This window comes from Aureimonas flava, from assembly GCF_003583935.1.
GTDB classification, from domain to species: domain Bacteria; phylum Pseudomonadota; class Alphaproteobacteria; order Rhizobiales; family Rhizobiaceae; genus Aureimonas; species Aureimonas flava.
Genome location: NZ_QYRN01000007.1, coordinates 287,550 through 299,114 on the forward strand (window position 1 = coordinate 287,550; position 11,565 = coordinate 299,114).

The 11,565-nt window shown below is 69.4% G+C and carries 12 protein-coding genes and 2 pseudogenes; 13 read left to right on the plus strand and 1 reads right to left on the minus strand.

Annotated features, from left to right (window positions below):
* Nucleotides 1-36 precede the first annotated feature (36 nt).
* A complete protein-coding gene (locus D3218_RS14795; protein ID WP_119540860.1) occupies nt 37-942 on the minus strand; it encodes a LysR family transcriptional regulator in 906 nt (301 codons plus the stop codon).
* A gap of 243 nt (nt 943-1,185) precedes the next feature.
* Here D3218_RS14795 and D3218_RS14800 point away from each other — a divergent pair, with 243 nt between their 5' ends.
* From D3218_RS14800 to D3218_RS14860, 13 genes and pseudogenes are all read left to right on the plus strand, one after another.
* On the plus strand, nt 1,186-2,154 hold the full coding sequence (locus D3218_RS14800) for a Bug family tripartite tricarboxylate transporter substrate binding protein (RefSeq protein ID WP_119540884.1): 969 nt from the start codon (nt 1,186-1,188) through the stop codon (nt 2,152-2,154).
* Nucleotides 2,155-2,233: 79 nt separating this feature from the next.
* Nucleotides 2,234-2,695 carry a tripartite tricarboxylate transporter TctB family protein gene (locus D3218_RS14805; RefSeq protein WP_119540861.1) on the plus strand — a complete coding sequence of 154 codons (462 nt, stop codon included), beginning with the start codon at nt 2,234-2,236 and terminating at the stop codon, nt 2,693-2,695.
* 5 nt (nt 2,696-2,700) lie between these two features.
* Nucleotides 2,701-4,206, plus strand: coding sequence for a tripartite tricarboxylate transporter permease (locus tag D3218_RS14810; RefSeq protein WP_119540862.1), 1,506 nt, complete (start codon nt 2,701-2,703; stop codon nt 4,204-4,206).
* Between the two features lie 790 nt (nt 4,207-4,996).
* Nucleotides 4,997-5,191: pseudogene (locus D3218_RS20375) on the plus strand (ATP-binding cassette domain-containing protein); the annotation flags it as partial.
* Nucleotides 5,192-5,231: 40 nt separating this feature from the next.
* Nucleotides 5,232-5,798: pseudogene (locus D3218_RS14820) on the plus strand (type 1 periplasmic-binding domain-containing protein); the annotation flags it as partial.
* Nucleotides 5,799-5,869: 71 nt separating this feature from the next.
* Entirely contained in the window at nt 5,870-6,208 is a 339-nt protein-coding gene (locus D3218_RS14825; RefSeq protein WP_119540885.1) for a hypothetical protein, read from the plus strand.
* Between the two features lie 6 nt (nt 6,209-6,214).
* The gene (locus tag D3218_RS14830) at nt 6,215-7,129 is read left to right on the plus strand and encodes an SMP-30/gluconolactonase/LRE family protein (RefSeq protein WP_119540863.1); all 915 of its coding nucleotides are present in this window, start codon (nt 6,215-6,217) and stop codon (nt 7,127-7,129) included.
* Nucleotides 7,130-7,227: 98 nt separating this feature from the next.
* Complete coding sequence (locus D3218_RS14835) at nt 7,228-8,265, plus strand: L-idonate 5-dehydrogenase (protein WP_119540864.1); 1,038 nt, start codon at nt 7,228-7,230, stop codon at nt 8,263-8,265.
* A gap of 7 nt (nt 8,266-8,272) precedes the next feature.
* Complete coding sequence (locus tag D3218_RS14840; protein ID WP_168990545.1) at nt 8,273-8,593, plus strand: P-loop NTPase family protein; 321 nt, start codon at nt 8,273-8,275, stop codon at nt 8,591-8,593.
* 93 nt (nt 8,594-8,686) lie between these two features.
* The gene (locus tag D3218_RS14845) at nt 8,687-9,736 is read left to right on the plus strand and encodes a LacI family DNA-binding transcriptional regulator (RefSeq protein WP_119540886.1); all 1,050 of its coding nucleotides are present in this window, start codon (nt 8,687-8,689) and stop codon (nt 9,734-9,736) included.
* A complete protein-coding gene (locus tag D3218_RS14850; RefSeq protein WP_119540866.1) occupies nt 9,733-10,617 on the plus strand; it encodes an NAD(P)-dependent oxidoreductase in 885 nt (294 codons plus the stop codon). Before D3218_RS14845 ends, D3218_RS14850 begins: the two co-directional genes overlap by 4 nt.
* Nucleotides 10,617-11,378: an SDR family oxidoreductase gene (locus tag D3218_RS14855; protein WP_119540887.1), complete on the plus strand. Its 762-nt coding sequence runs from the start codon at nt 10,617-10,619 to the stop codon at nt 11,376-11,378. The genes D3218_RS14850 and D3218_RS14855 overlap by 1 nt, the downstream gene beginning before the upstream one ends.
* Nucleotides 11,379-11,414: 36 nt before the next feature.
* Nucleotides 11,415-11,565 (plus strand): NAD(P)-binding domain-containing protein (locus tag D3218_RS14860; protein ID WP_280959974.1); only part of this gene is annotated, 151 nt, incomplete at its 3' end.

An 11,565-nucleotide genomic window follows, 5' to 3' on the forward strand; every position in this document is an offset into this window, starting at 1 on the left:
GCAGGCCCGGGCGCGCCGAGGCGTCCGGTCCCCGCCTCAGCCCGGTTGCCGGACCTCGCGTCCGAGCGCGACGTTGCAGAAGCTCAAGGCCGCCGGATCCGCGACGTCGCTTCGATAGGCAAGCGCGATGCCGGTGGAGCCCGCCGGCGGCATGTCCTCGATCTTGCGGAAGACCACCCTGGCGGAGGGCTGGTTCGAGCAGACCGACGGAAGGAACGCGACGCCGAGCCCGCTCTCCACGAGGCTCACGATCGTATGCACCTGGAGAGCCTCCTGGGTGATCGGCGGCGAGATGCCGGCTTCCTCGAACACCCGCCGCGTCACCGCGTTCAGCCCCGCCGCGCGCCCCGACGCGATCAGGCTGATGAACTGCTGGTCCGCGAAGTCCCGCATCGACAGCATCGGCTTCAGGGACAGCGGGCTGCTGGCCGGCAGGGCGGCCCACAGCGTGTCCTCCTCGATCATCTGCAACTCGATGCCGGAGGGAAAGGTCGTCGGCACGCGGACGAGCGCAAGGTCGATGTCGCCGGCCTCGAACATGTTGAGGATCTGGGTGTTGGTGCCCTCGCGCAGCTCCAGCCGGACCTGGGGGAAGCGAACGCCGTAGGCCAGCAGGAGGTTGGGCAGCAGCCTGTAGGTCGCCGAGGCCGCGAAGGCCAGACGGATGCGGCCGATCTCGCCGCTCGCCGCCGCCCGCGCCACGCGCCCGAGTTCGGCCGCGTGCCGGATCGCCTCGCGCGCCTCGGCCAACGCCGCGTGCCCGGACGCGGTCAGGCGCGTGACCCGGCTGCTCCGGTCGAACAGCCTCACGCCGATCTCGCTTTCGAGCTTGCGGATGGACACCGAGAGGGGCGGCTGCGCCATGTTCAGCCGCTTGGCCGCCCGGTGGAAATTGAGGGTCTCGGCAACGGCGATGAAATGCCTGAGTTGGCGCAGTTCCACGATCCACCTCTCCCGCTCGCGCCCGGCGACGAATCCACCATGCCGAGCTATCGATATGTATCAGATATCAATCGATTGATAATCAGTCATGGACTGACTATCGGATTTGCGTAGGCTTCCGCCAGCTTCAAGCCGAGTTCGGGATCGCCGTTGATGGAGGTGGCGGTCCCGGCGTCGCTGATGCCGCCCGTGGCGATCGAAGAGCGCCGCCGGGTCGCCGTTCATCGGATCCGAGGAGGGATCATGACCTACCTGAAACGCACCGCACTCGCCCTGGCCGCGAGCCTGTTCGCCGCGACCGGCGCCCTCGCCCAGCCATATCCCGACAAGCCGCTGACCCTCGTCGTCCCGTTCCCGCCGGGCGGCTCGTCCGACATCGTCGGCCGCTCCGTATCGGAGAAGCTGGCCCTCGATCTCGGGCAGACGGTGGTGGTCGAGAACAAGGCCGGTGCCAGCGGCGCGATCGGGGCGGCCCAGACCGCCCGCTCCAAGCCGGACGGCTACACGTTCATGGTCGGCTCGATCGGCGTCCTGGCGATCAACCCCTGGCTCTTCAAGAACCTCGCCTACGACCCCGCCGAGGACTTCGACCTGCTGACCCTGGCCGTACGCTACCCCAACGTGCTCGTGGCCCATCCGTCCTTTCCCGCCGACACAGCGGAAGAGCTGATCGCCTACATGAAGGAGCACACCAAGAAGACGATCTTCGCGTCGAATGCCGGGGCGTCCGACCACCTCACCACGCATCTGTTCTGGCAGAAGACCGGCACCCAGGGCATCGACGTCACCTACAAGGGCAGCGGCCCCGCCATCACGGATCTTCTCGGCGGCCATGCCCAGGTCTCGTTCCGCAACCTCGGCGAGGTGTACTCGCAGATCAAGCAGGGCCAGCTCAAGCTCCTTGCCACGACCTCCGAGCAGCGGCTTCCCCAGTTTCCCGACGTGCCGACCCTGACCGAGATCGGCGTGGCCGACGGCGTCGTGTATTCCTGGCAGGGCTTCGCCGCGCCGAAGGGCCTGCCCGCCGAGGTCAAGGCGCGCCTCGCGTCCGGGTTGGTCAAGGCGCTGAACGATCCCGGCGTGACCAAGCGGCTCAACGATATCGGCCTCGAAGTGGTCGCCGGCACGCCGGACGAATTCGACGCCCTGCAGGCTCAGGAACTCGAGCGCTGGAAGGCCGTGGTCGAAAGCGGAAACATCAAGACGAACTGATCCGGCCCGGTCGCTGATCGAACCGTCGGCCGCCGCGGCGCGGCCGACCACCTTCCGTCTGAAGTCATGGGCCAGTCTGATGAACACACGCTCGAACCCGAAGGATCTCGGGGCGGGGATTCTCTATCTCGCCTTCGGCGCGGCCGCCATCTGGCTGGCGCACGGCAATCCGATCGGAACCGCGGACGACATGGGGCCGTCCTACTTCCCGGTGATGATGGGCCTCGTCTTGATCGTCGTCGGTCTGATCAGCACCGTGCGCTCGTTCCTGGTCGAGGGGGAGCCCATCGGTGCGATCGCGCTGAAGCCGCTCGCCTTCGTCGTGGGCTCGACCTGCCTGTTCGCCTGGGCCGTTCCACGCCTCGGCGCGCCGATCGCGCTGCTCCTGCTCCTGTTCGCCAGTGCCGCCGCGAGCCGCCAGTTCCGGTTGAACGCGCTCACCGTCGCGGTCCTCGGCGGCCTCGTCGCCGCGGCGGTTCTGATCTTCATCCGCGGCCTGGGGATCCCGATGCCGCTCCTCGGCACGTATTTCGACGGTTGAGATCCATGGATTTCCTCGCCAACCTGGAACTCGGCTTCTCCACCGCCGGCACGCTCCACAATCTCCTGTACTGCCTCGTCGGCACGCTGCTCGGCACGGCCATCGGCGTCCTGCCGGGACTGGGGCCCACCGCCACCATCGCGATGCTCCTGCCGCTGACGTTCGGCCTGTCGCCCGAATCGTCGCTGATCATGCTCGCCGGCATCTTCTACGGTGCCCAGTACGGCGGTTCGACCACGGCCATCCTCGTGAACTTGCCGGGCGAATCCTCGTCGATCGTCACGGCGCTCGACGGGTATCAGATGGCCCGGCAGGGCAAGGCCGGGCGTGCCCTGGCCACCGCTGCCCTCGGCTCGTTCTTCGCCGGAACGGTATCGACGGTGCTGATCGCGCTGTTCGCGCCCGCGCTGGCGAGCGTCGCCCTGTCCTTCGGGCCGGCGGAGTACTTCTCCCTGATGGTGCTCGGCCTCGTCGCCTCGATCGTCCTGGCCAGCGGCTCGCTGCTGCATGCGATCGGCATGATCGTCATGGGCATCGTGCTCGGCCTCGTCGGCATCGACGTCAATTCGGGGGCCGCGCGCTACGACTTCGGCATCCCCGACCTCATCGAGGGCATCGACTTCGTGGTGGTCGCCATGGGCATGTTCGGCCTCGGCGAGATCATCTCCAATCTCGAGAACGAGAACGGGCGCTCGGCGATGATGGCGAAGGTGACGGGCCTGTTCCCGACGCGCGAGGACTTCCGGCGCATGTGGGCCCCCGTGCTGCGCGGAACCGCGCTCGGCTCGGTCCTTGGCATCCTGCCCGGCGGCGGCGCCATGCTGGCCTCCTTCGCATCCTACGCCCTCGAGAAGAAGGTCTCGCGATACGGGTCCGAATTCGGCAAGGGCGCGATCGAGGGCGTCGCCGGGCCGGAAAGCGCCAACAACGCGGGCGCACAGACCTCGTTCATCCCCATGCTGACGCTCGGGATCCCCTCCAACTCGGTCATGGCGCTGATGATCGGGGCGTTGATCATCCAGGGCATCCAGCCCGGACCCTCCGTGATCACCGAGCAGCCGGCCCTGTTCTGGGGCATCGTCGCCTCGATGTGGATCGGCAACCTGATGCTGCTCGTCCTCAACCTGCCGCTCGTCGGCGTCTGGGTGAAGATGATCTCCGTGCCGTACCACTACCTCTATCCGGCGATCCTGCTGTTCTGCGCGATCGGGGTGTTCTCGCTGTCGAACTCGACCTTCAACGTCTATCTGATGGCCCTATTCGGCGCCGCCGGATACCTTCTGCGCAAGCTGGACTGCGAACCCGCGCCGCTGCTTCTCGGCTTCATCCTCGGACCGATGGTCGAGGAGTACCTGCGCCGTGCCCTGCTGATCTCGGGGGGCGACGCCACGGTCTTCGTCACCCATCCGATCAGCGCCGTCATGCTCGCGCTGGCGATGGTTCTCCTGGCGATCGTGGTCCTCCCGACCATCCGCAGGACGCGCCAGGAGGCGTTCCAGGACGAGGACTGACCGCCGCACCCCCCGCGCCGCCATCGGCCCCGCGAGGGAGCGCCGTTCTGCCCGCGACGGACGGCACGGGCCGACGATCGGCGGACGGCTCCCGGTGAGGCGAGCGGCGCGGGGGTAGCCCTGATCCGGTCCAAGCCCGGCGAGGCGCATCGCGGATGCCGCCGGCCGCATCTCGGCCGCATGCGAGTCGCGCCGTGTCATCCCAAGATGCCGAAAGTGGCGCTGCGCGCTCCGGTTCCGCACGCGTCGTCTATCCTGGATGGAACTCGGTCTCCTTGGGGCCAGCCTCGCCTCCGATCGCGTCGAGCCTTCGCGTGAACTCGCGGGGGGGGGGGGGGGCCGCCAACCGCCTCTGGCGGGCCATGCGGGGGCAAGGGATCGCCGCGACGACGCGTCCATGATTGTTCCAGAGGTTGCCAAGCTTCCCCCGTCGGACGGGACGTTGTCCCTAGGAGCGATGTTGTCGATAACGAAGCATTGTTTACGGGGATGCATGGGCCCGCAGCTTTCGGAAGGCGAGTGGCGATCCGTCCAGTTTGGTGCAACATCGAGGCGAAGCTGCGCTGATTTCCCGCCAGTTCGGCGGACGTCGGCGTTTCCGGTGAGACGCCATGCGATTTCACGGCACAGACCCCCGAGATGATTGCTTGACAGGAAAATAGTTATCGATAACATCACATGTGGCGATTGGGAGGTTGTCGTGCGCGAGCTTCGGTTCGAGGGTGTGACGAAGCGGTTCGGTGGGACCCAGGCGCTGAAGGGCGTCAGCTTCCACGTGCGCTCGGGCGAGGTGGTCGCGCTTCTCGGCGAGAACGGCGCGGGCAAGTCGACGATCATCAAGCTTCTGGGCGGGATCCACAAGGCGGATGCCGGGCGGATCGCGATCGACGGCGTGCCGTATCGGCACGAGGGCGAAGGCGGCGCGGCGGTGCGACGCGAGGTCGCCTTCGTCCATCAGGATCTCGGCCTCATCGAATGGATGACGATCGCCGAGAACGTCGCCATCGCCAACGGCTATCCCCGGCGAGGCAGCAGGCAAGCCCGGCGTCGTGATCTTCACCGATTCCACCTATACGGTCGCGATCGCGAAGGCCGACGCGATGAAGCAGGAGATCGAGCGGCTCGGCGGCGCGGTGGTCGAGTATGTCGACACCCCGATCGCCGAAACCTCGAGCCGCATGCCGCAGCTGACGACCTCGCTCCTCCAGCGCCATGGGGATGCCTGGACGCACAGCCTCGCGATCAACGATCTCTACTTCGACTTCATGGGCCCCTCGCTGGCCGCCGCCGGCATCGCGGGCGACGGCCGGCCGGTGAACGTGGCGGCCGGCGACGGCTCGGAGTCCGCCTACCAGCGAATCCGCGCCGGGCAGTTCCAGGCCGTCACTGTCGCCGAGCCGCTGAAGCTCCAGGGCTGGCAGCTGGTGGACGAGCTGAACCGCGCCTTCGCGGGCGAGAAGTGGTCGGGCTACGTCTCGCCGCTTCACATCGTCACCAAGGCGAACATCGATTTCGACGGCGGGCCGAACAACGCCTTCGATCCCGACAACGGCTATCGCGACGCCTACCGCAGGATCTGGGGCGTCCAGTAGTCCCCGCCGCCCGTCCGCGACCCGGCGCGATCGGCGCCGGGTCCTCCTTCCCCGAACCGAACGGATCGCCCATGCTCATCCGCTGTGCCTTCTTTCGCGGCCGCGCCAAGCCCGGCTGCGAGGATCAGTTCACCCGCTACGTGCGCGAACGGCTCGTCCCGCTCTGGACGCGCTTTCCGGGCGCCGAGGAGGTGCGCGTCCTGCGCCAGGAGGAGGCGGACGTGGCCGAGCCGCGTTTCGAGATGGTGCTCCAGGTGCGCTACCCCTCGCGCGAGGCGATCGAGACGGCGCTCGCCTCCGATGTCCGTTACGAGTCGCGCGAGGTGACGAAAGGGCTCCTCGAGCTCTACGAGGGCGACATCTTCCACACCGTGTTCCGCGCCGACGACCACGCCCTGCCGACGGACTGAACGGCGATGAGCGAGACCTACCTCCACCACGATCCCCGCTTCGGCGTCCTGGTGATCGGGCACGCCAAGCTGGAGCGCCTGTGGACCGGCGGGCGCTGGGTGGAGGGGCCGGTCTACGTTCCGGCGGCCAGGTCCCTGCTCTGGTCCGACATTCCCAACGACAGCCTTCTGCGCTGGGACGAGTGCGACGGCTCGGTCTCGACGTTCGAGAGCCCCTGCGGCTACCAGAACGGCCACGCGCTGGACGGCGAGGGGCGCGTGGTCGCCTGCGAGCACGGCGGACGGCGCATCTCGCGCCTCGACCACGACGGCGTCCAGCGCAGCCTCGTCTCGCATGTCGGCGACAGGCGCCTCAACTCGCCCAACGACGTCGTGGTGAAGTCGGACGGCACGATCTGGTTCTCGGACCCGACCTACGGCATCGATTCTCACTACGAGGGACATCGTGCCGACGCCGAGCTCGCGTCCTGCGACGTCTACCGCCTGGACCCCGCCACCGGAGATCTGCGGGCCGTCGTGACCGACATGCTGCGGCCGAACGGGCTCTGCTTCTCGCCCGACGAGACGACGCTCTACGTCTCGGAGACGGGGCGCACCCACGATCCGGCGTGCGAGCCCGCGATCCGCGCCTACCCGGTGGACCGGACGGGAGCGATCGGGGCGGGGCGTCTGTTCGCGCGCTCCCCGAACGGCTTCTTCGACGGGTTCCGGGCCGACACCGCCGGCAACATCTGGGCCTCCAATGCCGACGCGGTCTGCGTCTATGCGCCGGACGGCACCCATATCGGATCCATTCCCGTGCCGGAGATGGTCTCCAACCTCTGCTTCGGCGGCCCGAGGCGCAATCGCCTCTTCATCACCGCGCAGACCTCGCTCTACGCGATCTACGTCAACGCCCATGGGAGCGGGTGGCGGGACTGATTGCAACGGGACGAAGTGGTCCTTCCCAAATTCAACCACTACTGTTATCGGTAACAAAAAACGGGGTCGCTCGTTCGGCCCCGGAGGAGATCATCGCCATGCGCGCCGCCGTGATTCACGCCGCCAAGGATCTGCGTCTCGACGAGCGTCCCGAACCCGAGGTCGCGCCGGGCGACGTCCTGGTGCGCTTCGGCGCCGGCGGGATCTGCGGTTCGGACCTGTCCTACTGGGGCAAGGGCCGGGTCGGCGACTTCGCCCTGCGAGAGCCGCTGGTGCTCGGCCACGAGGTCGCGGGCGAGATCGAGGCGCTCGGGCGGGGCGTTTCGGGCCTGGCCGTCGGTCAGCGGGTCGCGATCAATCCGAGCCGCCCCTGCCTGCGTTGCGACTTCTGCCGCGCGGGACGCTCCAATCTGTGCCGCGACATGCGCTTCTTCGGCTCGGCGGCGATGTTTCCGCACGTGCAGGGCGGTTTTGCCGAACGCTTCACCTGCCGCGCCGACCAGGCCGTTCCGGTGCCGTCCGACATGCCGCTCGCCCGCGCCGCGCTGGCCGAGCCGCTCTCGGTCGCGATCCATGGCCTTGCCCGCGCGGGCGACCTTCTCGGCAAGCGCGTGCTCGTGACTGGCGCCGGGCCGATCGGCATGTTGCTGACGCTCGCCGTGCGGCGTGCCGGCGCGAGCTTCGTCGCGGTCACCGACCTCGTGGACGAGCCGCTGGCCCTGGCCGCGCGCGCGGGCGCGGATCGGGCGATCAACGTGGCGAGCGCGCCGGAGGGGCTCGCCGAATTCGAGGCCCGCAAGGGCTCGTTCGACGTCGGCTTCGAGGCGACGGGCGCGCCGCCCGCGCTGGCCTCGCTGGTGCGTGCCGTCCGCCCGGGCGGGCGCATCGTGCAGCTCGGCATGATGCCGCCGGGCGAGGTCGGCGTCCTCGTCAACACGTTGATGGCCCAGGAGATCGACCTCGTGGGGGCCTTCCGCTTCTGCGAGGAGTTCCACACGGCGGTGGACTGGTTGGCCAACGACCGCATCGACGTGTCCGCCGTCATGTCGGCCGAGATGCCGATGAGCGACCTGTCGCAGGCTTTCGAACTGGCCGCCGATCGCAAGCGTGCGATCAAGGTCCACCTGCATTTCTGACATGGCCATCCACACCCGTAGCGCGCTGTTCGAGGGGACGATCCGTCCCGGTTGCGAAGAGGAGTTCGTCCGCGTCGTGATGAGCGAGCTGATGCCGATCTGGCAGGCGATGCCCAACGCCCTGGCCGTTCGGGTGCTGCGCACGGAGCGTGCCGAGCCGGGGGCGCCGGCGCTGGTCCTGGTGCAGGAGATCGACTACCCCTCGCTCGAGGCGGTGGCCGAGGCGGAGGCCTCGCCCGTGCGTGCGCGGGGCGCGCCGGTCGTGGCGCGGCTCATGACGCTCTTCGACGGCACGCTGCGGCACGTGGTCTACCGCCGTCTGGCCTGAAGAGAGCGAAAGCGCCGACCCGGCGGGGGAGAACGACCGATGGCTCGACAGAAGAAGGCCGGCTCGATGCCCGACGCCCAGGCGAAGCCCACGATGCGCGACGTGTCCAAGCTCGCGGGCGTCTCGACGATGACGGTGAGCCGGGTTCTGGCCGATCCCTCCATCGTGGCGCCCGACACGCGCGAGCGGGTGATGCGGGCGGTGGACCAGCTCGGCTACGTGCCCGACCTCGTGGCGGGCTCGCTGTCGTCGCGGCGCACGAACTTCGTCGGCCTGATCCTGCCGACGCTGACCAACTCCAACTTCGCCGACACGGCGCAGGGGCTCGCCGAAGCGCTCGGTCAGAGCTACCAGCTCCTGATCGGCTACACGCTCTATCGCGCCGGCGAGGAGGAGCGGCTCGTGCGCTCGCTCCTGGCGCGGCGCCCGCAGGGGATCGTCGTGGCGGGCACGCTGCACACGGCCTCGACGCGGCGCATGCTCCTGGCCGCCGGCATTCCCGTGGTGGAGATCTGGGACGCGCCCGGCGCGCCGCTCGACCGGGCGGTCGGGTTCTCGAACTTCGAGGCCGGCCGGGCCGCGGCCCGCCATCTCCTGTCACTGGGGCATCGGCGCATCGTGGCCATCGGCTCGGAAGCGGACGGTGATCGGCGCGACGCGCGCGGCGAGGCGCGCCTGCAGGGGTTCGCCGCCGTGCTGCGGGAGGAGGGGGTGGAGACCGGCCTCATCCTGCGCCACGGCCCGGCGCCGGTCTCCTACGCCCACGGCGCGGCGGCGATGAAGCTGCTGCTGCGCGACATGCCGGACGTCGAGGGCGTCTTCGCCGTGTCGGACGGCTCGGCCTTCGGGGCGCTGATGGAGTGCCGTCGCCAGGGCATCGACGTGCCGGGCCGCATCAGCCTCATGGGCTTCGGCGACTTCGAGGTGGGGCGCGAGTGCGAGCCGGCGATCTCCACGATCCGCGTCGACGCCAAGGGCATCGGGATGAAGACCGGGCAGCTCCTGCGCGATCTGATCGACGGCAGGGACGCCGGCGCGCCCCAGTCCATCGACCTCGGGATCGAGGTCGTGCCGCGCGGCACCACGGCGCTGCCGTGCCGCGCCTCCGTTTCAAACCAGGCAATGCAAGGGTCGGAACCATGAGCCAAACGCGGATCGGCGTCGTCGGAGTGGGGGTGATGGGCAGCGCCATCGCGGGCCGCTTCCTCCGGACCGGGCACGCCGTCACCCTTCGCGACCGGGACCCCGGAAAGACCGCGCCGCTGGCCGCCGAGGGCGCGGCGGTCGCCGATACCGCCGAGGCCCTGATGGCGGCGAGCGACGTCGTGATCCTCAGCCTCAACACGGCCGAGATCGTGGAGGCGGTGGTGTTCGGGGCGGAGGGGCTCGCGGCGCACGCCCGGCCGGGGCTTCTCCTGATCGACATGTCCTCGATCGATCCCGGCGCCACGGCCGCCATGGCCGCGCGGCTGAGGGCCGAGACCGGCATGGGCTGGGTGGATGCGCCGCTCTCGGGCGGCGCGCCGGCCGCCGCGGTGGGGCGCCTGACGCTGATGATGGGGGGCGAGGCGCCCGAGGTCGAGCGCGCCCGGGAAGTCCTTCGGGCGGTGGCGGCCAACATGACCCATATGGGGCCCGCCGGCGCGGGCCAGACCACCAAGCTGATCAACCAGGTGCTGTGCGCCTGCAACTTCCTGGCCATCGCCGAGGCGACCCGGCTGGCGCAGGACGCCGGCGTCGACGCCGAGCGCATCCCCGCCGCGCTGGCGGGCGGGCGGGCCGACAGCCGCATCCTGCAGGAGTTCATGGGCAAGATGGCCCGGCGCGACCTGACGCCGACGGGCCGCATCGACAACATGCTGAAGGACCTGGAGGCGACGCAGCGCTTCGCCATGGCGCTGCGCACGCCGATGCCGCTGACCGGCCTCGTGGCCGAGCTGCACCGGATCATGGTGGCCGCTGGCATCGGCGGCGAGGACAGTGCCGCCTACATGAAGATGTTCGATTTCGGAACGGCGCGATGATGGCCGGGGCCTCGCGCATCCCGGGCGTCGCAGTGGTCACGGGAGCGGGCAGCGGCATCGGGCGCGCCTGCGCGCTGGCGCTGGCGGGCGAGGGCTGGCGGGTCGTGCTCGCCGGCCGGCGTCGCGAGGCGCTCGAGGAGACGGCAGCGCTGGCGGCGGGCGCCGAGATGCTGGTGGTGCCGACCGACGTGACCGTCGAGGCGGATGTCGCGGCGTTGTTCGATGCCGCCGTGGCCCGCTTCGGCCGCGTCGACTTCGTGTTCAACAACGCGGGCACCAACACGGCCGCGACGCCGATCGACGAATTGCCGGTCGGCGAGTGGACGCGCGTCGTCTCGGCCAACCTGACCGGCGTGTTCCTCTGCATGCGCGAGGCGTTCCGCGTCATGAAGCGCCAGCAGCCGCAGGGCGGGCGCATCGTCAACAACGGCTCCATCTCCGCCCACGTGCCGCGACCGCACTCGGCGCCCTACACCGCCGCCAAGCACGGCGTCACCGGCCTGACCAAGAGCGGATCGCTCGACGGTCGCGCGTTCGGGATCGCGGTCGGCCAGATCGACATCGGCAACGTCGCGTCCGACATGACCAGCCGCATGAGCGGGGGCGTGCTCCAGGCGCACGGCGCGATCGCGCCCGAACCCGTGATGGCGATCGAGAACGTGGCGCGGACGCTGACCCACATGGCTGCGCTGCCGCTCGACGCCAACATCTTCCAAGTGACGGTCATGGCGACCGACATGCCTTTCGTCGGGCGCGGCTGAAGCCCGGCCCGGGACACACACGACAGGAGTTTCATGATGACCGCACGCCGCGCCGACCTGGGCGTACTGGGCATGGGGACGATGGGAGCGAGCCTTGCGCTGAACTTTGCCGACAACGGCGGTTTCACGGTGGCTCTGGGTAACCGGACGGTGGAGAAGGCGTACGGGGTCCGCGAGGAGAACCCGG

Bases quoted from the DNA above. Each gene is read 5' to 3' on its own strand.
- D3218_RS14850 (WP_119540866.1), top strand. From the start codon at position 9,733: ATGAGCCAAACGCGGATCGGCGTCGTCGGAGTGGGGGTGATGGGCAGC.
- D3218_RS14835 (WP_119540864.1), top strand. From the start codon at position 7,228: ATGCGCGCCGCCGTGATTCACGCCGCCAAGGATCTGCGTCTCGACGAG.
- D3218_RS14810 (WP_119540862.1), top strand. From the start codon at position 2,701: ATGGATTTCCTCGCCAACCTGGAACTCGGCTTCTCCACCGCCGGCACG.
- D3218_RS14825 (WP_119540885.1), top strand. From the start codon at position 5,870: ATGCTCATCCGCTGTGCCTTCTTTCGCGGCCGCGCCAAGCCCGGCTGC.
- D3218_RS14855 (WP_119540887.1), top strand. From the start codon at position 10,617: ATGGCCGGGGCCTCGCGCATCCCGGGCGTCGCAGTGGTCACGGGAGCG.
- D3218_RS14805 (WP_119540861.1), top strand. From the start codon at position 2,234: ATGAACACACGCTCGAACCCGAAGGATCTCGGGGCGGGGATTCTCTAT.
- D3218_RS14845 (WP_119540886.1), top strand. From the start codon at position 8,687: ATGCGCGACGTGTCCAAGCTCGCGGGCGTCTCGACGATGACGGTGAGC.
- D3218_RS14830 (WP_119540863.1), top strand. From the start codon at position 6,215: ATGAGCGAGACCTACCTCCACCACGATCCCCGCTTCGGCGTCCTGGTG.
- D3218_RS14800 (WP_119540884.1), top strand. From the start codon at position 1,186: ATGACCTACCTGAAACGCACCGCACTCGCCCTGGCCGCGAGCCTGTTC.